The sequence below is a fragment of the Thiomonas sp. 13-64-67 genome (assembly GCF_002282795.1).
Taxonomy (GTDB): Bacteria; Pseudomonadota; Gammaproteobacteria; order Burkholderiales; family Burkholderiaceae_C; genus Thiomonas; species Thiomonas arsenitoxydans.
Genome location: NZ_NCKP01000015.1, coordinates 22,380 through 42,904, shown reverse-complemented (window position 1 = coordinate 42,904; position 20,525 = coordinate 22,380). Strand labels below are relative to the sequence as shown.

Annotated in this window: 21 protein-coding genes and 2 tRNA genes; 16 read left to right on the top strand and 7 right to left on the bottom strand. The window is 58.8% G+C overall.

What is annotated here, in order from left to right; translation table 11 throughout:
• Nucleotides 1-33: 33 nt before the first annotated feature.
• Genes B7X30_RS06050 through B7X30_RS06035 form a run of 4 tightly spaced genes read right to left on the bottom strand, consistent with a single transcriptional unit; the run spans nt 34 to nt 2,226 of the window.
• Complete coding sequence (locus tag B7X30_RS06050) at nt 34-531, bottom strand: RDD family protein (RefSeq protein ID WP_286729830.1); 498 nt, start codon at nt 529-531, stop codon at nt 34-36.
• 35 nt (nt 532-566) lie between these two features.
• Nucleotides 567-1,247 (bottom strand): DUF3106 domain-containing protein, encoded by a 681-nt coding sequence (locus B7X30_RS06045; protein WP_286729828.1) that lies wholly within the window; start codon nt 1,245-1,247, stop codon nt 567-569.
• A complete protein-coding gene (locus B7X30_RS06040; protein WP_013123714.1) occupies nt 1,247-1,666 on the bottom strand; it encodes a DUF3619 family protein in 420 nt (139 codons plus the stop codon). Before B7X30_RS06040 ends, B7X30_RS06045 begins: the two co-directional genes overlap by 1 nt.
• On the bottom strand, nt 1,663-2,226 hold the full coding sequence (locus tag B7X30_RS06035; protein ID WP_286729826.1) for an RNA polymerase sigma factor: 564 nt from the start codon (nt 2,224-2,226) through the stop codon (nt 1,663-1,665). Before B7X30_RS06035 ends, B7X30_RS06040 begins: the two co-directional genes overlap by 4 nt.
• Nucleotides 2,227-2,602: 376 nt before the next feature.
• Between B7X30_RS06035 and B7X30_RS06030 the strand changes: the two genes are divergently transcribed.
• The 11 genes from B7X30_RS06030 to dusA all read left to right on the top strand — a co-directional run bounded on the left by B7X30_RS06030 (nt 2,603) and on the right by dusA (nt 12,977).
• Complete coding sequence (locus tag B7X30_RS06030) at nt 2,603-4,393, top strand: acetolactate synthase 3 catalytic subunit (protein ID WP_013123712.1); 1,791 nt, start codon at nt 2,603-2,605, stop codon at nt 4,391-4,393.
• 188 nt (nt 4,394-4,581) lie between these two features.
• Entirely contained in the window at nt 4,582-5,073 is a 492-nt protein-coding gene (gene ilvN / locus B7X30_RS06025; protein ID WP_013106403.1) for an acetolactate synthase small subunit, read from the top strand.
• Between the two features lie 75 nt (nt 5,074-5,148).
• On the top strand, nt 5,149-6,165 hold the full coding sequence (ilvC, locus tag B7X30_RS06020; protein ID WP_286729823.1) for a ketol-acid reductoisomerase: 1,017 nt from the start codon (nt 5,149-5,151) through the stop codon (nt 6,163-6,165).
• An 86-nt stretch (nt 6,166-6,251) separates the two neighbouring features.
• A complete protein-coding gene (locus B7X30_RS06015; RefSeq protein ID WP_286729821.1) occupies nt 6,252-6,893 on the top strand; it encodes a phosphatidylserine decarboxylase in 642 nt (213 codons plus the stop codon).
• 42 nt (nt 6,894-6,935) lie between these two features.
• Nucleotides 6,936-7,829 carry a CDP-diacylglycerol--serine O-phosphatidyltransferase gene (gene pssA / locus B7X30_RS06010; RefSeq protein ID WP_286729820.1) on the top strand — a complete coding sequence of 298 codons (894 nt, stop codon included), beginning with the start codon at nt 6,936-6,938 and terminating at the stop codon, nt 7,827-7,829.
• 62 nt (nt 7,830-7,891) lie between these two features.
• Nucleotides 7,892-7,967, top strand: a tRNA-Gly gene (locus B7X30_RS06005).
• Nucleotides 7,968-8,137: 170 nt separating this feature from the next.
• A tRNA-Cys gene (locus B7X30_RS06000) sits at nt 8,138-8,211 on the top strand.
• Nucleotides 8,212-8,506: 295 nt separating this feature from the next.
• On the top strand, nt 8,507-9,073 hold the full coding sequence (locus B7X30_RS05995; RefSeq protein WP_013106399.1) for a serine O-acetyltransferase: 567 nt from the start codon (nt 8,507-8,509) through the stop codon (nt 9,071-9,073).
• Between the two features lie 100 nt (nt 9,074-9,173).
• Nucleotides 9,174-10,325, top strand: a complete 1,152-nt coding sequence (locus tag B7X30_RS05990) for a glycosyltransferase family 4 protein (RefSeq protein WP_286729819.1) — start codon at nt 9,174-9,176, stop codon at nt 10,323-10,325.
• Entirely contained in the window at nt 10,312-11,835 is a 1,524-nt protein-coding gene (locus tag B7X30_RS05985) for a lipopolysaccharide biosynthesis protein (protein ID WP_286729818.1), read from the top strand. Before B7X30_RS05990 ends, B7X30_RS05985 begins: the two co-directional genes overlap by 14 nt.
• An 83-nt stretch (nt 11,836-11,918) precedes the next feature.
• The gene (dusA, locus tag B7X30_RS05980) at nt 11,919-12,977 is read left to right on the top strand and encodes a tRNA dihydrouridine(20/20a) synthase DusA (RefSeq protein WP_286729816.1); all 1,059 of its coding nucleotides are present in this window, start codon (nt 11,919-11,921) and stop codon (nt 12,975-12,977) included.
• Here dusA and mnmH read toward each other — a convergent pair.
• Both mnmH and B7X30_RS05970 read right to left on the bottom strand, forming a co-directional pair.
• On the bottom strand, nt 12,947-14,074 hold the full coding sequence (gene mnmH, locus B7X30_RS05975; protein ID WP_286729815.1) for a tRNA 2-selenouridine(34) synthase MnmH: 1,128 nt from the start codon (nt 14,072-14,074) through the stop codon (nt 12,947-12,949). The two genes, dusA and mnmH, sit on opposite strands and share 31 nt — an antisense overlap.
• A complete protein-coding gene (locus B7X30_RS05970) occupies nt 14,071-14,694 on the bottom strand; it encodes an arylesterase (protein ID WP_286729892.1) in 624 nt (207 codons plus the stop codon). Before B7X30_RS05970 ends, mnmH begins: the two co-directional genes overlap by 4 nt.
• Nucleotides 14,695-14,799: 105 nt before the next feature.
• On the opposite strand from B7X30_RS05970, the gene B7X30_RS05965 reads away from it, so the two are divergent.
• A complete protein-coding gene (locus B7X30_RS05965; protein WP_286729814.1) occupies nt 14,800-15,393 on the top strand; it encodes an ABC transporter ATP-binding protein in 594 nt (197 codons plus the stop codon).
• Nucleotides 15,390-16,118: a 23S rRNA (guanosine(2251)-2'-O)-methyltransferase RlmB gene (gene rlmB / locus B7X30_RS05960; protein ID WP_013106392.1), complete on the top strand. Its 729-nt coding sequence runs from the start codon at nt 15,390-15,392 to the stop codon at nt 16,116-16,118. The genes B7X30_RS05965 and rlmB overlap by 4 nt, the downstream gene beginning before the upstream one ends.
• A gap of 7 nt (nt 16,119-16,125) precedes the next feature.
• Here rlmB and B7X30_RS05955 read toward each other — a convergent pair whose 3' ends face one another.
• Nucleotides 16,126-17,433 carry a DUF3422 family protein gene (locus B7X30_RS05955; RefSeq protein ID WP_286729813.1) on the bottom strand — a complete coding sequence of 436 codons (1,308 nt, stop codon included), beginning with the start codon at nt 17,431-17,433 and terminating at the stop codon, nt 16,126-16,128.
• A 427-nt stretch (nt 17,434-17,860) separates the two neighbouring features.
• Here B7X30_RS05955 and rpsB point away from each other — a divergent pair, with 427 nt between their 5' ends.
• The 3 genes from rpsB to pyrH all read left to right on the top strand — a co-directional run bounded on the left by rpsB (nt 17,861) and on the right by pyrH (nt 20,469).
• Nucleotides 17,861-18,619: a 30S ribosomal protein S2 gene (gene rpsB, locus B7X30_RS05950; RefSeq protein ID WP_013106390.1), complete on the top strand. Its 759-nt coding sequence runs from the start codon at nt 17,861-17,863 to the stop codon at nt 18,617-18,619.
• A 120-nt stretch (nt 18,620-18,739) separates the two neighbouring features.
• Nucleotides 18,740-19,618, top strand: a complete 879-nt coding sequence (gene tsf, locus B7X30_RS05945; RefSeq protein WP_156054779.1) for a translation elongation factor Ts — start codon at nt 18,740-18,742, stop codon at nt 19,616-19,618.
• A 140-nt stretch (nt 19,619-19,758) separates the two neighbouring features.
• Nucleotides 19,759-20,469: a UMP kinase gene (gene pyrH / locus B7X30_RS05940; protein ID WP_286729811.1), complete on the top strand. Its 711-nt coding sequence runs from the start codon at nt 19,759-19,761 to the stop codon at nt 20,467-20,469.
• Nucleotides 20,470-20,525: the final 56 nt, after the last annotated feature.

Below are 20,525 nucleotides of genomic sequence, written 5' to 3'. Positions count from 1 at the left end.
CCAGAGGGCATGAGGGTCGAGTTTCATGGGCGGTTATCCGTTTACGGGCACCAGGCGCGTGCCCGCGAGTACATCGTGCAGATACTGACGGTCTTTGCGCAGCAGGCTGGTGCCGGCCCACAGCAAAATGCCCGCAGCGAGCAGCCAGCCGGTCTCCTCTGGTGAAAGATGCAGGGCCGCAGCCAAGGTCAGGGCGGGGACGACCCAGAGCCAGGCCAGAACGGCGCGCCATAGTGCCCGCCCAAGGCCGAGCGGCGCCCCGCTTGGGGTGACCAGAGCGATTTTCCAGACCTTCATGGGCAGCGTTTGCCGACCTGCACTCCAGAACCCGGCACCATAGCCGGTGAGCGCAACGAATTCTGCGACTTGGAGGATGACTCGGTGTGTTGCCGACGCCTGCGGCAAACCCAACAAGTGCAGTAGCCCTAGCGTGACCGCCGCAGTGACCAGGGACAGGCCCAGCAGTATGAGCCCTTCATAGGTGAGGCAGGCCAGGCGTCGGCGCAGTGGGGGCGCGTTTAGAGAAAGCATGGATTTGGGCGAAGGCGTGCGCCCGCAGCACGAACTTAGCGGGCCGGGCAGCGCAGCACATCCGCACAAGGCACGGCAGCGGAGGCGGTTTTGGCGGGTATCGGCGCCGATGCGGGGAGAGGCGGCTGGGGCGCGGGTTTGACGGGCGGCTTGACAGGTGGCTTGACAGGCTGCGCGTGGCTTGCAGCAGCCTGTTTTTCCTGCAAATATTTGCCCACCTGTCCGGGGTGGGGCTTGGGATGCCGGGCTTCTTCCTTGAGCCGTTCACGTTCGGCCTGAGGCAGTTTTTGGTAGGCCTCCCAGGCTTCGCGGCGGCTTTGCTGCGGCGTCTTGCCGGTGGAGAGAAAATTTTCGCGCGCCAGACGACGTTTTTCCGGACTGAGGTGCGCCCACTCATTCATCCGCTGCTGCAGGGTTTTTTGCTGCTGCGGACTCATTGCGGGATAGCGGGCGGCGATGTCGAGCCATTTTTTCTTGCGGTCGTGATCGAACTCGCTCCAATCGGCTTTCAGGGGGGCAAGAATGTGCTGCTGCGTCGCGCTAAGGTGTTGCCAGCTCGGCGGCGCTTCAGCCGCATGCGCCGGAGTGACGCAGAACAGCAGGGCCACGAACAGGAACAGCAGCAAGGCGGACTGAAACAGAGCCGACTGAAACAGGGCAAACTGAAACAGGAGGGGGCGCTCCATCAGGCGTGGAGGACAGGGGCGCAAAGTCATCAGCGCTCCAGCTTGAGGTAGCGGGCAAATCCGGGATCGGCATAGGCCGCTGGCGGCAAATCGCCCAGCAAAAGGGCGGTGTCGATGTCGGCCGTGACGCGGATGAACCGTTCCTGTTGATAGTCTTGCAAGACCAGCAGGCCGACGACCAGCACGATCAGCGGCAGAACGGCGCCGAAACGAAACAGCCACGACCTCCAGAGCGAGGGACCCGCCAGCGAAAGGGCGCGGCCCTGCGCGACGGCAGCAGTTGCCGAAACGGGCTGAATCTGGGCGACCGCCATCAGCCGCAAGGCCTTGAGGCGCTCGGACTGTTCGGGAGTGATCTGCCGCTCGGCCTGTTGCAGCCGTGTGGCGAGTTGCTGCGCAAGGCGGGCTTCGACTTTGGGGCGCAGCGGATCGGTTGCGTCGTTTTTCATGAGTAGCCCTGGGCTTTCAAGACGCGTGCCAGCGAATGGATGGCGCGCGAGCAATGCGTTTTGACGCTGCCTTCCGAGCAGCCCATGGCTTGCGCGGTTTCGGCAACGTCGAGTTCCTCCCAATAACGTAACAAAAACGCTTCCCGTTGACGTGCGGGCAAACGCGAAATTTCAGTTTCGAGATGTTTCAGGATCTGCATGCGCTGAACCTGGGTTTCGGCGCTCTCGAGATGCTCGCTCAGTGCTTCGAGTTCCAGCGTTTCGAGCAGGTCAAATTCGCCCTCGCTGTCCTGAGATTCAAAATCCGACAGATTGCTGAAAAGCGCGTTTCGCACCTTGCGCTTGCGATGCCAGTCGAGAATGGCATTGGTCAGAATGCGCTGGAACAGCAGCGGCAACTCCTGGCGCGGTTTGTCGGCGTATTTGGTCGCCAGGCTGATCATCGCCTCCTGCACCAGATCCATCGCGGCGTCGTCGTCGCGCGTCGAGAACGCGGCACGCAAAAAGGCGCGCTTGTCGATACTGGCGAGGAATTCGTTGAGTTCTCGTTCGGTGGCCATCGAGTCGGACGTCGTGCGGTCCGTGAGGATGAGAGGCAACTGCACATTATGCAATGGCGCATCGTTGCACCAAATGGGCTACAGGACGGGCTCATGAAGCTCAACCAGCCGACCGGCGTCGGGGTGACGTTGGGGCGTCAGTCCGTTCTGATGCGAGACCAAAATCCCCACGGTCATGTGCAGCAGTGCTGCGCTGCACTACACTACCTAGCTCCGTTTGGTCTGAGCCTCCGTGCAGCAACAAGGTGAGATGCGATTTGCATTGCCTGCCGCGCCCACAACGTTCCAGATCGTACGTGTATCCCAAAGGCCGGCCACAAGCGGGTGCCGAGGGAGACCTGAAGTCTTTCGTCAGAGAAATTCACAAGGTGAACTCATGGAAATGAATCGCACAGAACACAAGTCGGCCGCTACGGCCGCATCAAAGTCCGGCGCGGCAAGCGCGCAGGAACTCACCGGGGCAGAAATCCTGGTGCGATGCCTTCAGGAAGAAGGCGTCGAATTCATGTGGGGCTACCCCGGCGGGGCCGTGCTCTACATCTACGACGAGCTCTACAAGCAAACCTCGATCCAGCATGTACTGGTGCGGCAGGAAGCGGCCGCGGTTCATGCCGCAGACGCGTATGCCCGTGCGACGGGCGAGGTCGGCGTGGCCCTGGTGACCTCCGGGCCGGGGGCGACCAACGCCATCACGGGCATTGCCACGGCCTATATGGACTCGATTCCGATGGTGATCATCACCGGGCAGGTGCCGACGACGGCCATCGGGCTGGATGCGTTTCAGGAATGCGACACCGTGGGCATCACCCGCCCGGTGGTCAAACACAATTTCCTGGTCAAGGATGTGCGCGATCTGGCGGCCACGATGAAAAAGGCGTTCCACATCGCCCGTTCGGGTCGGCCGGGCCCGGTGGTGGTGGATGTGCCCAAGGATGTGTCGCGCCATACCACTCAGTTCGAGTATCCCAAGACCGTGGAGATGCGCTCTTACAACCCGGTGCGCAAGGGCCACGGTGGCCAGATCCGCAAGGCGGTGCAACTGCTGCTCTCGGCCAAGCGTCCTTACATCTACACGGGCGGTGGCGTGGTGCTGGCGAATGCGTCTCCCGAACTGCGCAAGCTGGCCGACCTGCTGAAGTATCCCTGCACCAATACGCTGATGGGGCTGGGCGCGATGCCCGGCGAAGACCCGAAGTTTCTCGGCATGCCCGGCATGCACGGCACCTTCGAGGCGAACATGGCGATGCAGCATTGCGACGTGCTGCTCGCGGTGGGCGTGCGGTTCGACGACAGGGTGATCGGCAATCCGGGGCATTTTGCGCAAAACCAGCGCAAGATCGTGCATATCGATATCGATCCTTCCTCCATCTCGAAGCGGGTGAAGGTGGACGTGCCCATCGTGGGCGATGTCGGCGAGGTGCTGCGGGAACTCATCGATCAGCTCGAACAGTCCTTCAAGGCGGGCAACAAGAACGACGGTGGCGCGCTGGCGGCTTGGTGGGCGCAGATCGAGGAATGGCGCAAGCGCGACTGTCTCGCCTATGAGCATTCGACCGAGGTCATCAAGCCGCAGGCTGTGATCGACACGCTGTACGAACTGACCAAAGACCGCGAGACCTATATCTGCTCTGATGTGGGACAGCATCAGATGTGGGCCGCGCAGCTCTATAAATTTCCCGAGCCGCGGCGCTGGATCAATTCGGGCGGTCTCGGCACCATGGGCGTGGGTCTGCCCTACGCCATGGGCATCAAGCTGGCCAAGCCCGAAGCCGAAGCCGTTTGCGTCACCGGTGACGGCTCCATCCAGATGAATATCCAGGAACTCGCCACCTGCCTGCAATACGGCACGGCGGTGAAGATCATTCTGCTTAACAACCGCTATCTCGGCATGGTGCGGCAGTGGCAGGAGATCGAGTACGAAGGCCGCTATTCGCATTCCTACATGGATTCCTTGCCCGACTTCGTCAAGCTCGCCGAAGCCTATGGTCATGTGGGCATCAAGGTGGACAAGCCCGAAGACCTGCGTCCCGCCATGGAGAAGGCGTTTGCGATGAAAGACCGCACGGTCTTCCTCGACATCTCGGTGGACCCCACAGAGAACGTCTGGCCCATGGTGCAGGCGGGTCGGGGGATCACCGACATGTTGCTCGGTTCGGAGGATCTCTGATTTTTGAACGGCGCGAGGCTTTGGGGTTTGGCCGTAGCGGCGTCTCACCGGACGCCGCGCCCTGCCAAACGCCAAGCCCGCGCTTTCGACAACCGCGTGCGCTGTTATGCACGCTTCCATCATCAATCTCGCAGCAGCCAGGCGACGCTTACCGGCGCCGCACGAAGCCTGCGTAGAGGAGTGAATTCATGAAACACATCATTGCCGTTCTGCTGGAAAACGAACCCGGTGCCCTGTCGCGTGTGGTGGGCTTGTTCTCCGCTCGGGGCTACAACATCGAATCGCTGGTCGTGGCGCCCACGGAAGATGCCTCGCTGTCGCGCATGACCATTGTCACCAGCGGCTCGGAAGAGGTCATCGAGCAGATCACCAAGCACCTCAACCGGCTCATCGAAGTGGTCAAGGTCGTCGATCTCACCGAGGCTTCCTTCATCGAGCGCGAGCTCATGTTGATCAAGCTGCGGGCCGTGGGCAAGGAGCGCGAAGAGATCAAGCGCATGTCCGACATTTTCCGCGGCCACATCATCGATGTGACCGACAAGTCCTACACCATCGAACTGACCGGCGACGCCGCGAAGCTCGACGCTTTTATCCAGGCGGTCGATCCCACGGCCATTCTGGAAACCGTGCGAACCGGCAGCTGCGGAATTGGCCGCGCCGAGCGTATCCTGCGCGCCTGATTCCAAGACGGCGCATCTTTTTTGTGGCGTGGAGCGTCCCGCCAAGAACACAATACCTCAACTTCAGGAGCCAATATGAACGTTTATTACGACAAAGACGCCGATCTCTCCCTCATCAAAGGCAAGAAGGTCACCATCGTGGGTTACGGCTCGCAGGGCCATGCCCATGCCCAGAATCTGAATGACAGTGGCGTGAAGGTCACCGTCGGCCTGCGCAAGAACGGCGCATCCTGGGACAAGGCCAAAAAAGCCGGCCTGAAGGTCGCCGAGGTCGAAAAGGCCGTTGAAGGCGCCGATGTGGTGATGATGCTCATGCCCGACGAGAACATCGCCGAGGTCTATCGCAATGCCGTCGAGCCGAACATGAAGAAGGGGGCTGCACTGGCCTTTGCGCACGGCTTCAACGTGCATTACGGCCAGGTTCAGCCGCGCGCCGATCTCGACGTCATCATGATCGCCCCCAAGGCGCCCGGCCATACCGTGCGCAGCACCTACACCCAGGGCGGCGGCGTGCCGCATCTGATCGCGGTGCATTCCGACAAGTCGGGCAAGGCGCGCGATCTGGCGCTTTCTTACGCTGTGGCCAACGGCGGCGGCAAGGCCGGCATCATCGAAACCAACTTCCGCGAAGAGACCGAGACCGATCTGTTCGGTGAGCAGGCGGTGCTGTGCGGCGGTACGGTCGAACTGATCAAGGCCGGTTTCGAGACTCTGGTCGAGGCCGGCTATGCGCCCGAGATGGCCTATTTCGAGTGTCTGCATGAACTCAAGCTCATCGTCGATCTGATCTACGAAGGCGGCATTGCCAACATGAACTACTCGATCTCCAACAACGCGGAGTACGGCGAGTATGTCACCGGGCCGAAGGTCGTCACCGAGGACACCAAGAACGCCATGCGTCAGTGCCTCAAGGACATCCAGACGGGTGAATACGCCAAGAGTTTCATTCTGGAAAACCGCGCCGGTGCGCCCACCTTGCTCTCGCGCCGCCGTCTGACCTCCGACCATCAGATCGAACAGGTCGGTGAGAAGCTGCGTGCGATGATGCCTTGGATCAAGGCCAACAAACTGGTGGACAAATCGAAGAACTGATCTTCGGACCCTTTGACTCTCACAACACCCGGCCCCTGCCGGGTGTTGTGCTTCATGCCGGGCCTTCCGGCGACTAAACTCCACCCATGACTTATCCCCATCCCATTCTGGCCCGCGAAGGCTGGCCCTTTATTGCCAGCAGCGTGCTGCTTTCCGCGATCGTTTGGGCGCTCGCCGGGTTCTGGTGGTCATTGCCGATCTGGCTGCTGACGATTTTCGTGGTGCAGTTCTTTCGTGATCCCGCCCGTCCGATCCCTCGCGATCCGCTCGCCGTTCTCAGCCCGGCTGATGGCCGCATCGTGGCCATTACGCATGCGTTCGACCCTTACGCCGGGCGCGATGCCCTCAAAATCAGCGTGTTCATGAACGTGTTCAATGTGCATTCAAACCGTGCCCCGGTGGACGGCGCCTTGCGCGATGTGCAATATTTCCCGGGTAAATTTGTGAACGCCGATCTCGACAAAGCCTCCGAGCAAAACGAGCGCAATGCGCTGGTGATCGATTGCGATGGTCGCGTGGTGACTGCCGTGCAAGTCGCCGGCTTGATTGCCCGGCGCATCCTTTGCTACGTCAAGGCGGGCGATGCCCTGCAGCGCGGGCAACGGTTTGGATTCATCCGGTTTGGTTCGCGTGTCGATGTCTATTTGCCGTTGGACACACAGTCGCGCGTTTCGATCGGAGACAAGGTTTACGCCAGCAGCACCGTGCTGGCCGATTTCGCTGCCTGAAGTCCTTTTCTTAAGACGTCTATTCGTTCAGAGAGGTTGAGCATGTCGCGAAATGTGGCCCAATTTCCCCCGCAGGCCAGTTTGTCGGAACGGACAGATGCGCCTCCAGAAGCCGATACGCCCCGGTCGCCGGAGGTGACCTATCAGCCGCCTGAGTCTGACGACGATCCTGCACACCGTCGTCGGCGCGGCATTTATCTTCTGCCCAACTCCTTCACCGCTGCCGCGTTGTTCTGCGGCTTCTACGCCATCGTGATGGCGATGAGCGGGCGATACGACTCCGCGGCCACGGCCATCTTCGCCGCCATGGTGCTCGACAGCCTCGATGGCCGGGTTGCGCGGATGACCAATACCCAAAGCGAATTCGGCGCCCAGTTCGACTCGCTCGCCGACATGGTGTCGTTCGGTGCGGCCCCTGCGCTCATCATTTATGAATGGTCGCTGCGCGGTTTGGGTAAGCTGGGCTGGTTGGCCGCCTTTGTGTATTGCGCAGGGGCTGCTCTGCGGCTTGCGCGTTTCAACACCAATGTTGCGGTGATCGACAAACGCTACTTTCAAGGCCTGCCCAGTCCGGCCGCTGCCGCGCTGGTGGCCGGTTTTCTCTGGATCATGACGGATGCCGGTGTGCAGGGCGCGCATGTCGCCTGGTTCAGTTTTGTCATCACGCTTTTCGCCGGACTCACCATGGTGACCAACGTGCCGTTCTACAGCTTCAAGGACGTGAGCTTTCGCCGCAGCGTGCCGTTCATCAGCATCTTTCTCATCGTGCTGTTGATCGGTCTGATCGCGTACCAGCCTCCGCTGGTGTTGTTTGGCTTGTTTGTTCTATATGGATTGTCCGGCTACGGCGTCTATGTGTGGCATCGTCTCAAGGGCCGCCCGGTTAGCGTGATCGCCACCTCAGTGGACGAGCCTGACGAACGCGGCTTGCATTGATCAATCTTTTTACGAGCGAGTGTTGACAAGCGGTTCAGGCGCTGCGAAAATAATTGTTTTACGCGGGAATAGCTCAGTTGGTAGAGCGCAACCTTGCCAAGGTTGAGGTCGCGAGTTCGAGTCTCGTTTCCCGCTCCAAATTCTCAGCAAAAAAGGGAAGCCAAGCTTCCCTTTTTTGTGTCCGGTGCATGTTGTCGCTTTCCTGTGACGACACAGGGTTTGACCAATGGCAGATCAAGTCTCGGTCAGCGCTGCAGCATCCTGCGGTTTTGCGTACGATCTCTAACCTTTACGCAGCCAAGTCGCCCGGCGGGGTGGCAGAGTGGTTATGCAGCGGCCTGCAAAGCCGTCTATGCCGGTTCGATTCCGACCCCCGCCTCCAAATATCTGTAAAAACAACAGCTTACAGGATTGGCCCACACTAACACTGTGGGCTTTTTTTCGTCTTTCGGACATCAATTCGTCCCTGCAATGACCCTGTAGTGACCAAGAACTCCCATTTTCCGGGGGGGGCAAGGGCCGCGTCCCATCTGCTCGACGTTACGCCTCCGCAGGTCTGCTTGGGCTTTCTTGCAGCACCATCCAGCACTGGATCAGCGTCGCTCAGTTGGGGGAGTGCAAGGCAACATTTGAGTGCAAAAATAGATACCGACTGAAATCGCAAAAGGGAGCGCAGCTTGATCAAATCGTACGCAGACTACCAAAGGTATCTCGAGGCGGACCGCATCGCTTTGGGGGTGAATTCGCGCTGGGCCTGGCTGTTTGACGAAATTTTTCAATTTCAGCGCTTGCTTAGAAAAGTCGAATTTCTCACAAACTGTGAGAAAAATTCTTTTCGGCGCCGCCTTGCGGTATATCGTTTTCGTAAGCTTTCGATCAAGCTAGGGTTCTCGATACCGATCAATGTTTTTGGCCCAGGCCTTGCAATTTTGCACTACGGCACGATCGTCGTGAATTCCGGGGCAAGAATTGGTTCGAATTGCAGAATTCATACAGGCGTGAATATCGGAGCGCAGCTTGGCAGAGGAAACGAAGTGCCAAGAATAGGACACAATTGTTATATTGCACCAGGGGCAAAAATTTTTGGTGCGATAGAGATTGGGGACAATACAGCAGTGGGCGCCAATGCGGTAGTCAATAAAAGCTTTCCAGAGGGTAATGCAACTATCGGCGGAATTCCTGCGAAGGTCATTTCACAAAAATCGACTAAAGGACTTTTTGTTCATGGAGATTCTCGATTTTGAGAGACGTGCCAGATCGCGTCATTAATTCTCTTTTTTAAAGTTTATGCAGTTTATCTAAATTGGCATTTCATTCAATATGCATGCCCCAATACGTATATTAATGGTTGTTGACGGACGCTATCCTGCAACGGGTGGTGCAGAGATGCAGGCCCGGCTACTTAGTCGGTCATTCGCCGCTGCCGGCCACGAGGTGCGCGTTCTGGTGCCGCAGCTGGACCGCTCGCTCCCGTTCGCCGATCGGGTCGATGGTATTCCGGTACTAAGATTGGGATATCCGAAAATAAAGGGACTTGGTGCGATATTGCTCAATCTAAATTTTGCGCTCTGGTTGTTGAGGCATCAAGGTGAATTTGATGCTATTCACATTCATATGATGCATAATCTAGCCGGGGCGGCGGGATGGATTAATCGATGGCTGAAGCCAACTCTTATAGTCAAAGTTTCGGGCGCCGCGGAGTTTCAAGGGGGCATTCTCGACCCAAAATTAATGACAAAGCCTGTTCACTGGATTTTGCGGAAAGGCGCCCAGCGTCTCGATGCCTATCAATGCATCAGCAAGATGACGGTGAAAATCATGCTGGAAGCTGGCTTCGCCAAGGAGCGCCTGCATCTTCTGCCGAATGCAGTGGATTTGGTGCACTTTGCATACAAAGGGACTAGAGATCAGTCTTCACTTCGTGCTGTGTTTGTCGGGCGCCATGTCCCGGTAAAAGGGCTGGATGTCTTACTGGAGTCCTGGGTGAGGGTATCCTTGCAATCACCTGATGCACACTTGACTCTTGCCGGTGATGGACCGGAGAGAGAAAGGTTGATGACGCTTTCCCGGCAGTTGGGCATTGAGAACAGTGTTTCTTTCCCTGGTTTGGTGCAGGATGTGCCGGCACTTTTGTCCTCGCACAATTTGTACGTGCAGGCCTCGCATCAGGAGGGTCTACCCAATGCGGTTCTCGAGGCGATGGCAAATGGACTGCCAACGGTTGCCACCCAGATCAGTGGTCATGAAGATGTGATCACTCATGGCGTGACGGGCTTACTTGTGCGTCCAAATCATGCCGATGAGTTGGCGGCGGCGATTAGTCATTTGGCTGAGAACCCAAGCTTAAGGCAAGAGATGGGCGCAACTGCCCGGCGATTTGTTGAGCAATACTTTTCTACTGAAGCGGTCATGCAATCGCTTTTAGCTGTCTACACTCAGCCAAGTGCTACACTGAGCCATCCAATGACTAAGGCAAAAATCAATGCTAATCGGTAAGGATGCCGTGGTTAGGGCAAAGGGTGAAAAGCGTGGAGTACTTGCACGCCTTTTTCAGCATACTTCAAATTATTCGATTGGTAGTGTGCTGGTTATGTTGGCCAGCATCATCTCTTTTCCAATTCTCACTCGGATTTTTTCGGTTGCGGAATATGGAACAATGGCATTGGTTACCTCTACGATCCTATTTTTAGTAGGAATAGGAAAACTTGGCCTACAACACTCGGTAGTACGTTATTACAGCGAGGTTGAGGCGGGGACGAGGAAAAATACTGCGACGCAGTTTTTTTCTACCGTATTATTTGGAATGATTGTCGTTGGGTTGGCTGTGACCTTGCTCAGTATTTTGGGGATCCGTTTTGTGCCCACGGCCTGGTTGTCAAATGAGCAAACAAAATACTTGATTATATTGGCGTCGCCACTGATTTTTATCCGTGTGGTGGATAGTGCGATGTACAACATGCTCCGTGCTCAACAAAAAAGCGGAATTTACAGCACCTACTTCACGGTTAGGAAATATCTTGGGCTGGGTTTGATATTTTTTGTGCTTTTTTATGTTTCACGCACTTTGGAAGGGTTTTTTATTTCTTCCATGGTGGGTGAATTTATTGCTGTAGCAGTGATAATTTTTTACTATGCGAGGCAGCACGTTTTTGATGTGCGGCAGTTTGACAAGCCGCTCTTCATATCGATGTTGGTGTTTGGATTGCCTTTGCTTGCTAGCGAGCTTTCTATGCTGCTGCTGAATATGGGTGGGCGCTACATCATAAATTATCAACTCGGGCCAGAGCCTTTAGGGGCATTTTCCGCTGCGTTTAATTTTAGTGATTATTTGCAAGGGGTGTTGACTGCTTCCTTTGCGCAGGCGGTTGTGCCGATGTACTTCAGGATGTGGGAGCAACAGGGACGCGGGAAAACTATTGAATTCATTCAACAAGCCCTCAAATATTATATTGCGCTAGCACTCCCTGTATTGGGTGGCATGGCTGCTGTAGGTCCTGAATTACTCCGGCTTCTGGCCTCTTCAAAATATGACGTAAGTGCAACATTGATCGTATTTATCGTTGGGGGCATGCTGGTTTCTGGCGGGACTCCAATTTTTAGTGCCGGTATCTACATCAATAAACTAACTAAAGTCGTCATGTATTCGGTATTGACGGCCGCTGCCGTAAATATTGTATTGACAGTTCTGCTTGTTCGCCCATTTGGTATTGAGGGAGCTGCTTTTGCTGCACTAGTCAGCTACATCTTGTACACTGTCATGGCGGCCTATTATGGTCGCAAAGTGGTAAAAATAAACATCCCGTGGTTTGATGTATTAAAATATGGATCATTCACTCTAATAATGTATGTTGTGGTGGTTTACATTGATCCGCCGGATCTGGCTTTTCGAATTTTTTCTCAAATTATTGTCGGCGCGCTTGTGTATGGTGCTTTGATTATTATTTTTGACCGGCAGTTGCGAAATCTATTGCGACAAGGTGTCGCAAAGTTGATGAGCGCGCGATAATTTTTGTATGTGCTGGCTGTACGATTTTAATATTCATCTCGATGATATTATTTTTTCTGTTCTTTTTCTGAATTTTCTCACTGATGCTTTCAGCGCTTTCCATTGCCCCGATGCTCGATTGGACGGATCGACATTGCCGCTATTTTCATCGTCTGATTACACAGCGAGCTTTGCTTTACACGGAAATGGTGACGACTGGGGCGTTGCTATATGGAGACGTGGCGCGGCATCTTGATTACAGTTCGCATGAACACCCTGTTGCGCTGCAGTTAGGCGGTAGTGAGCCAGTTGATCTGGCCCGTTGCGCCAAACTGGCACTCGAATGGGGTTATGACGAAATCAATTTGAACTGTGGATGCCCCAGTCCTCGGGTGCAGCGCGGGGCATTTGGGGCTTGTTTGATGGCGGAACCCTCCCGGGTGCGCGATTCGGTTGCTGCCATGGTGGAGGCGGTTTCAGGCACGATCCCGGTTACGGTCAAGCACCGCATTGGTGTCGACCATGAGGATAGTTACGGTTTTGTGCGCGATTTTGTGGGAACGCTGTCGCAAGGCGGTTGTGAGACGTTTATCGTGCATGCCCGTTCCGCATGGCTTGATGGCCTCAGCCCGAAGGAAAACCGCGATATTCCACCGCTGCGGCCAGAGTTCATTCTGCAGTTGCGGCGCGACTTTCCAGAACTTGCCTTTGTGCTCAATGGCGGCATCAAGACGGGGCAGCAGATCGGCGAGTGGTTGCCGCAGGTTTCCGGCGTGATGGTGGGGCGGGCGGCTTATCAAGACCCGTGGAGTCTGTCGACTTGGGATCAAGAATTTCTGGGGAATGCCGATTCGGCTGCGCCTGAGCGCGAAATCGTCGAAGAGCAAATGTGCGCCTACATCGCGGCGTGGAAGGCAAAGGGCTTGCATCCGCAGGCGATTACCCGGCATATGCTCAATTTGTGGAAGGGGCAACCCGGTGGGCGTCGCTGGCGGCAAGTGTTGAGTAATTCGAGTTTGTTGTCCACGCTGTCGGTGCCTGAGCTATTCGCGACGGCAAGACGCGCCCGCCTGTCGGCCGAACTCGACGAAGCGATGGAGTCAAATCAATCCAGCCAACCCGGCCAACTTGGTCAACCGTTGACGGCTTCGGCTTGCGTCTGAACGCTCGCCCTGGCGGGCGATTCTGAACGGATTTCTGCGGTTGACAGTGCCACGACCTTCAGCGCGGCGTCGCGGAAAGACTCTCCGTCAATGCCCTTGAGCGCGACGACAGGCGCGGCGTCGAACGCCCGAAAATGGTTGGACATCGACCGGGTGTAGCTCGGGTCGTAGTGGTGCTGCAGGATGTCTGCAGTGAAAGCGGCAAGCTCGCCTTGTGTGATGAGTTCCTGCCAGCGTTCGACGGTTTCGGCGCCTCGCAAGGCGCGCAGGCTGGCCAGGCGCTGCAACAGCAGGGGGCGATCGGCAGACAACTGGGCGTAGTCGGCTAGCAACAGCGCAACGCGCAGGTTGGTTTCGAGCTCCAGGGTGATGCAATGCCCCTGGCGCATCTGCTCCATCAGCGCATCGGGGACGTGAAGGGCGCCAATCTTCTTGCTCTCTGCCTCGACAAATACCGGGCGGTTCGGATCGAAGCGGCGCAGATCGGCCCACACGCGGGTCTCGAACAATTTTTGCGAGGGCTGCGTTTCACCCGGTTCCAGTCCCAGCACGGAACCTCGATGCTGTGCCAGCGCCTCGAGATCGAGCACTTGCGCCCCGACCTCGCGCAGTGATTGAAGCAGACGGCTCTTGCCGCAGCCGGTACGGCCGCAGATGACGTGAAATTGAAGTTGCCCGGACCGTTGCTCCAGATCGGCGCGCAGGGCGCGGCGCAAAGACCGATAACCGCCCTGCACCAGAACCACGGAAAAACCGATGCGTGCCAGGATGTGGGCCATCGCGCCCGAGCGGTTGCCGCCGCGCCAGCAGTACACCAGAGGCGTCCAGGATTTGGGCAACTCGGCCGCATGCGCCTCGATGTGGTTGGCGATGTTGCGGGCGATCAGCGTGGCGCCGCGCTTATTGGCGACGAAGGGATCGACCTGGGCGTAAAGCGTGCCGACTTCGGCGCGCTCGGCGTCGTCGAGCACCGGCCAGTTTTGGGCGCCAGGCATGTGATCGAGCGCGAATTCCGACGGGCTGCGCACGTCGATCACGGCGCTGAAAGACTGCAGCTTCTGCAGCGCTTCTGCTGCATCCATGACGCGGGGGTTCATGGCGCCGACCCCGCGGCAGGCAGGGCCAGCAAAGGGGCGAGGTGCGGCCAGACGGTATCGAGCATGGTGGGTTGCGCTTGCGCGGTGGGGTGAATGTTGTCGGACTGAAACCAATCGGGATGGCCGACGACGCCAGAAAGCAGAAACGGGACCAGCGCCACACGCTGCGATTTTGCAACCGCCGGAAACACGGCCGCAAAACGTGCGGTGTACGCCGGGCCGTAGTTTGGCGGAATCTGCATGCCGACCAGCAAAACACGCGCGCCCGCCTTTTTGCACAGTGCGACCATACGGTTCAGATTGTTCTGCGTTTGCTGCAAGGAAAGACCGCGCAGGGCATCGTTGCCGCCCAGTTCGATGATGACTACGCGCGGCTTGTCGCGCGCGAGCAGGGCGGGCAGCCGGGCCAGCCCGCCCGCTGTGGTGTCGCCGCTGATGCTGGCGTTGACCACGGTCCAGCGCGGCTCTTTGGCTTCGAGCCGCTGGCGTAGCAGATCGACCCAGCCTTTTCCCGTCTCCAGCCCGTATCCGGCAGACAGGCTGTCGCCCACCACGAGCAGAGTGGCTATGGGCGTGGATACAGGCGGTATGGCGGCCCGCGCGGCGCCCGCTAGCCCCATGCCCGCCGTCAGCGCCGACACCACAAGCCCCAAGACCTTGCGCCGCGACAGCGGGGGCGGGCTTTCTACAATCAACGGCTTTCCATTTTTCATAACAAGGCTTCCATGACGGTCGATGTGATTGTCGCGCAGGATCTGGGCAAGACCGTTTCCGATGTCGGCGACGCCCTGACCATTCTTCACGCGGTGCAACTGCGAGTTCCTGCGGGACAGAGCGTGGCCATTACCGGCGCGTCGGGCTCGGGGAAATCCACGCTGCTGGCTTTGCTCGCCGGCATGGATCGGCCCAGCACAGGCCAGGTGTGGATCGACGGCGTTGATCTCGAAAGCCTCGACGAGAACGGCCGGGCCGATCTGCGGGCGCAGAAAATCGGCTTCGTGTTCCAGAATTTTCAGCTCATCGACCACTACACCGCGCTGGAAAACGTGGTGCTGCCTCTGGAAATTTCCGGGCGTGCTCACGGCGCGGTGGACGCCGCAACGACCTTGCTGCACGCCGTGGGGCTGGGCGAGCGACTGCATCATCGCCCGGCCTTGCTGTCAGGCGGTGAGCAACAGCGCGTTGCCCTGGCCCGCGCCTTCGTGGGCCGACCCCGGCTGGTCTTGGCCGACGAGCCGACGGGCAATCTCCGCTGCGACCGCGTTTGCACCATGCACGCCGGTCACTTGACCGAACAACCCCAGGCGGTGGCTGCATGAAGCCGCTCTACGGATTTCACGCGGTGGGCGCACGCCTGCGTGCGGCTCCCGCCTCGGTGCATGCGGTGTATGTCGATGCCAGTCGGCGCGATGCGCGCATGCAGCAATTCTTGCGCAAAGTCGAGGCCTCGGGCGTGGAGCTGAAAACCCTCAGCGCCGAGCGCCTGACCGCGCTGGCGGGCACCGACCGTCATCAGGGCGTAGTGGCGCAGGTCGATGACTTGCCGACTGTGCACGACCTGCACGCCGTGCTCGATGCCGTGGAGGGCGCGCCGCTGGTGCTGGCGCTCGATGGCGTGACCGATCCGCACAACCTCGGCGCCATTCTTCGTACTGCCGACGCGGCGGGGGTGCATCTGGTCATTGCGCCGAAAGATCGCGCGGTCGGGCTCAACCCCACCGTGGCCCGCGTGGCCAGCGGCGCGGCGGAAACCGTGCCCTATCTCATGGTGACCAATCTGGTGCGCAGCCTGGGCGAATTGCAGGATCGTGGCCTGTGGGTGATGGGTACTGACGAGGCCGCGACCGACGATGTCTACGCCGCCAACTGGACGCAGCCCGCGGTGCTGGTGATGGGCGCCGAGGGCGCCGGCATGCGCCGTCTGGTGCGCGAGACCTGCGATCAGCTGCTGCAGATTCCCATGCTCGGCGCAGTGGAGAGCCTCAACGTCTCCGTCGCCGCCGGGGTTTGTCTTTACGAGGCCGTGCGTCAACGGCGCGCCTGAGCCTGATCTATCGGGCTTCGCTGGCGCGCTCCAAGCGGTGATGCATGCGCTGCAACGCAATCCAGACAATCAGGGCGATGATCGGGATGGAAATGCCCTCGGCCAGCTTGGGCTTGATGTGTAGCCAGGGTTCGGCCGCTTCGAACAAATGGCCCACCAGCGAGGCCATGTAGTACGTGATCGCGGCGACCGACAGGCCCTCGACCGTCTGCTGCAGGCGGAGTTGCAGGAACTGCCGACGGTTCATCGACGCCAGCAAGCTGCGGTTTTGCTGCTGCATGGCCACTTCCACCCGCGTGCGCAGCAGATTGCTGCAGCGTGAAACCCGCTCGGAAAGCGCCTGCTGTCGCCGTGCCGCCCAGCCGCAGGTTTGCATCGCGGGTGCCAGCCGTCGCTCCAGGAATTGCCCGATGGTCTGCAGGCCGAAGATCGGTTTTTCGTGCAGTTCGGTCACACGCCGGTTGACCAAGTCGTAGTACGCATTCGCCGCGGTAAACCGGCCGTGAGAAGCGGCATAGACGCCTTCCACGGCAGACGCCAGCAAAGTCAGACGATCCAGGGTTTTGTGGTCGCGCTTCGGCTCGGCGTCTTCGGCGCCGCCGTTGCTGCCGATGGCGTCCATGATGCTCACCAGATCCTGCTCGTATCGGTTGAGTTGGGGGGTGAGTTCGCGAGCGACCGGCAGCGTCAGCAAAGACAGCAGGCGATAAGTCTCGATTTCGAGCAGGCGCTGCACCAGTCGCCCGCGCCGCCGCGCCGACATGGCCTTGCTCAACACAATGAAGCGGGTAAAGCCGTCGGGCGCAATGCGCAGATCGGTGAAGACCTGTGCATGACCGTCGGCCACATCCGACCCGACCAGTGCATCAATGTCCAGCACCGCGGAAAAATCAGGCAGGGTGTCGCAGCCCAGTTCGCCCTCGGGCATGACGGCGACGTGGTTGGCGCACAGGCGTTGCCCCGGAATGCGCGCCAGCCATTCCGCCGAAACGCGGTCGCAGGCGCAGCGTTCAAACAGCGGATCTTCGGGGCCGAGGGCCTCGTGCGTAATGAAGGTGTAGCTGACGAACTCGCCGTGGCGCTCCCAGCGCAGGCGCACCGGGCCGATCTGCTCCGTGTGAAACATGCTGCCAATTGCTGGCGGCGGCAGGTGCAGATTGCCGAGCAGTTCACTGAGGTGTTCGAACGCCTGTTGCGACTCGGACGGGCTGACCAGCATCACTTGATGGCTGACCTGCGCCGGCGCACCTACTCGCTCGAACGGGCGGGCGTGAATCTCGTTGTGAAGCTGCTGACGTAAAGGATGTTCGGACATAAGAGACGAGCGGCGAGCTGAAAAAGAAAGAGTGGAGGACGCAGGACGGGGCCGAGCCCGTCAGTCGGTCTGGGTGGGCGGAAGTCTGCTATGATGCTCGGGTTTTGTGCGGTGCGGAATGAACGCATAAAAAGCGTTCAGAAAGCACCGGGCCAGCGCAACAAAAAGTGACTAGCCCGCATCAAGCAGCACAAAACAGAAGCACAGAGCGCGCCATGCTACCAACGCGAATGAGGGAGTGATTTGATGGATCGCTCAAAATTCAGCACGAGGTCATTGTGTGGCTCAAACTGTGGCGCAAACCACCCGCAAACCGACTCAACCAGGTGTTGAGCCACTGCCGAAGTTACCCGGTGCTTGCACTGGAGAATTTGGGCGGCGTGCCAATCAGAGCCGGATTTCAGACCCAACTTGGATTGGAAACTTTATGTCAGTCTCAATGCGTCAAATGCTGGAAGCCGGGGTGCACTTCGGTCACCAAACCCGCTTCTGGAATCCCAAGATGGCCCCGTACATCTACGGCCATCGCAACAAAATCCATATCGTCAACCTCGAAAAGACGCTGCCGATGTACTTGGAGGCGGCGAAGTTCGCTCGCCAACTGGCTGCGCGCCGCGGCACCATTCTGTTCGTCGGCACCAAGCGTCAGGCGGGTGAAATCGTGCGTGAGCAGGCCGAGCGTTGCGGCATGCCCTATGTCGACCAGCGCTGGCTCGGCGGCATGCTGACCAACTTCAAGACGGTCAAGACCTCGATCAAGAAGCTCAAGGACATGCAGGCCCAGGCGGCCGAGGGTGTGCTCGAGCAGATGAGCAAAAAAGAAGCGCTGACCTTCCAGCGCGAAATGGATAAGCTGGAAAAGTCCATCGGCGGCATTCAAGACATGGCGGCTCTGCCCGATGCAATTTTCGTCATCGATGTGGGCTACCACAAGATCGCCATCGCCGAGGCGAAGACGCTGGGCATTCCGGTGATCGGCGTGGTCGATACCAACCATTCCCCGCTGGGCGTGACTCACATCATTCCGGGCAACGACGACTCGGCCAAAGCCGTGATGCTGTACGCGCAGGGCATGGCCGATGCCATCCTGGAAGGCAAGAACGACGCGGTCAATGAAGTCGTGCAAGCCGTCTCCGAGGGCGAAGAAGAATTCGTCGAAGTTCAGGAAGACGCGCCTGCCGCCTGACGGGGCCAAGATGATCCTGCTGCAACGGCCCGATTCACCGGCCTGAAACACCCCGGGGCTGCGATACACAGCCCCTTTTTTTCAACTGCGTTTCTAGTTTCGACTTCAAGGAGTTCAACAATGGCGGCAATTACCGCAAGTATGGTGGCAGAACTGCGTGCCAAGACCGATGCCCCGATGATGGAGTGCAAAAAGGCGCTGACCGAGGCCGAAGGCGATATGGATCGCGCTGAGGAAATCCTGCGCGTCAAGCTCGGCAGCAAGGCCAGCAAGGCGGCTTCGCGTGTGACGGCCGAAGGCATCGTGGCGGCCTATATCAACGGCACGACCGGCGCGATGATCGAGCTGAACTGCGAAACCGATTTCGTGGCCAAGAATGACGATTTCCTGGCCTTCGGCAAAGACCTGACCCAGTTGATCGCGGCGCAGAACCCTGCCGACGTGGCGGCGCTGTCGGCACTGACGCTCGATGGCGAAACCATCGAGGCGCGCCGCAGCAAGCTGATCGGCAAGATCGGCGAGAACATGACCATTCGTCGCTTCAAGCGTTTTGCGGGCGATCACAAGCTGGTGAGCTATCTGCACGGTACGCGCATCGGCGTGATGGTCGAGTTCACCGGCGACGAAGTGGCCGCCAAGGATGTGGCCATGCACATCGCCGCGATGAAGCCGGTGGCGCTGTCGTCGTCGCAGGTGCCCGCCGAACTGATCGAGAAAGAGCGTTCCATCGCCTCGCAAAAAGCGGCCGAGTCGGGCAAGCCCGCCGAGATCATTGCCAAGATGGTTGAAGGCTCGGTGCAGAAATACCTCAAGGAAGTCTCGCTGTTCGATCAGGTGTTCGTCAAGAACGACAAGCAGACGGTCGAGCAAATGCTGAAATCCGCCAACACCACGGTGCACGGCTTCACCATGTACGTGGTGGGTGAGGGCATCGAAAAAAAGTCGGAGAATTTTGCGGAAGAGGTGGCCGCGCAGATGGCTGCAGCCAAGCAAGGTTGAGCGCCGTTGCCCGGCTGACCGGGGCCGATTGGGGCCAATTGGGTCGATTGGGCCCGGTCGCCTAGCACCTTGTCGTCTCGCTTCTTTGCAGCTTCTCCAACTCGGCCTTTTCGCCTTTCTACCGCTCGCCAGGAGTCACCATGTCCGGATACAAACGTGTTCTGCTCAAGCTCTCGGGCGAGGCCCTGATGGGCGATGATGCTTATGGCATCAATCGCGCCACCATCGAGGCCATGGTGCGGGACATCGCCGAGGTGGTGCATTCTGGCGTGCAGCTGGCGATTGTCATCGGTGGCGGCAACATCTTCCGCGGAGTGGCGGGGGGCGCTGTGGGAATGGACCGGGCGACGGCGGACTATATGGGCATGTTGGCGACGGTGATGAATTCACTCGCGCTGAGCGACGCCATGAAGCACGCCGGGCTGAATCCGCGCGTGATGTCGGCCATCGCCATCGACCAGGTCGTCGAGTCTTATGTGCGGCCCAAGGCGCTGCAGTACCTCGAGGAAGGCAAGTCGGTGATTTTTGCCGGCGGCACGGGAAATCCGTTCTTCACCACCGATACGGCCGCCGCGCTGCGTGCAGCCGAGGTTGGTGCCGAGGTCATGCTCAAGGCGACCAAGGTCGATGGCATCTACACCGCCGATCCGGCCAAAGACCCGCAGGCCGAGCGTTATGCGCGCATCAGCTTCGATGAGGCGATCGCGCGGCGCTTGCAGGTGATGGACGCGACGGCCTTTGCGCTATGCCGTGAGCAGAAGATGCCGATTCGCGTATTCAGCATTTTCAAGCCGGGGGCGCTGATGCGCGTGGTTCAAGGCGCGGACGAAGGCACGGACGTCTACGTCTGATTACCATCGCAGTCTTTGAGACCCGCGCCGCGCTGCTTTTTGCGCAGCGGGTTTTG

Bases quoted from the DNA above. Each gene is read 5' to 3' on its own strand.
- B7X30_RS06050 (WP_286729830.1), bottom strand. From the start codon at position 531: ATGCTTTCTCTAAACGCGCCCCCACTGCGCCGACGCCTGGCCTGCCTC.
- B7X30_RS06045 (WP_286729828.1), bottom strand. From the start codon at position 1,247: ATGACTTTGCGCCCCTGTCCTCCACGCCTGATGGAGCGCCCCCTCCTG.
- B7X30_RS06040 (WP_013123714.1), bottom strand. From the start codon at position 1,666: ATGAAAAACGACGCAACCGATCCGCTGCGCCCCAAAGTCGAAGCCCGC.
- B7X30_RS06035 (WP_286729826.1), bottom strand. From the start codon at position 2,226: ATGGCCACCGAACGAGAACTCAACGAATTCCTCGCCAGTATCGACAAG.
- B7X30_RS06030 (WP_013123712.1), top strand. From the start codon at position 2,603: ATGGAAATGAATCGCACAGAACACAAGTCGGCCGCTACGGCCGCATCA.
- ilvN (WP_013106403.1), top strand. From the start codon at position 4,582: ATGAAACACATCATTGCCGTTCTGCTGGAAAACGAACCCGGTGCCCTG.
- ilvC (WP_286729823.1), top strand. From the start codon at position 5,149: ATGAACGTTTATTACGACAAAGACGCCGATCTCTCCCTCATCAAAGGC.
- B7X30_RS06015 (WP_286729821.1), top strand. From the start codon at position 6,252: ATGACTTATCCCCATCCCATTCTGGCCCGCGAAGGCTGGCCCTTTATT.
- pssA (WP_286729820.1), top strand. From the start codon at position 6,936: ATGTCGCGAAATGTGGCCCAATTTCCCCCGCAGGCCAGTTTGTCGGAA.
- B7X30_RS05990 (WP_286729819.1), top strand. From the start codon at position 9,174: ATGGTTGTTGACGGACGCTATCCTGCAACGGGTGGTGCAGAGATGCAG.
- B7X30_RS05985 (WP_286729818.1), top strand. From the start codon at position 10,312: ATGCTAATCGGTAAGGATGCCGTGGTTAGGGCAAAGGGTGAAAAGCGT.
- dusA (WP_286729816.1), top strand. From the start codon at position 11,919: ATGCTTTCAGCGCTTTCCATTGCCCCGATGCTCGATTGGACGGATCGA.
- mnmH (WP_286729815.1), bottom strand. From the start codon at position 14,074: ATGAACCCCCGCGTCATGGATGCAGCAGAAGCGCTGCAGAAGCTGCAG.
- B7X30_RS05970 (WP_286729892.1), bottom strand. From the start codon at position 14,694: ATGGGGCTAGCGGGCGCCGCGCGGGCCGCCATACCGCCTGTATCCACG.
- B7X30_RS05965 (WP_286729814.1), top strand. From the start codon at position 14,800: ATGACGGTCGATGTGATTGTCGCGCAGGATCTGGGCAAGACCGTTTCC.
- rlmB (WP_013106392.1), top strand. From the start codon at position 15,390: ATGAAGCCGCTCTACGGATTTCACGCGGTGGGCGCACGCCTGCGTGCG.
- B7X30_RS05955 (WP_286729813.1), bottom strand. From the start codon at position 17,433: ATGTCCGAACATCCTTTACGTCAGCAGCTTCACAACGAGATTCACGCC.
- rpsB (WP_013106390.1), top strand. From the start codon at position 17,861: ATGTCAGTCTCAATGCGTCAAATGCTGGAAGCCGGGGTGCACTTCGGT.
- tsf (WP_156054779.1), top strand. From the start codon at position 18,740: ATGGCGGCAATTACCGCAAGTATGGTGGCAGAACTGCGTGCCAAGACC.
- pyrH (WP_286729811.1), top strand. From the start codon at position 19,759: ATGTCCGGATACAAACGTGTTCTGCTCAAGCTCTCGGGCGAGGCCCTG.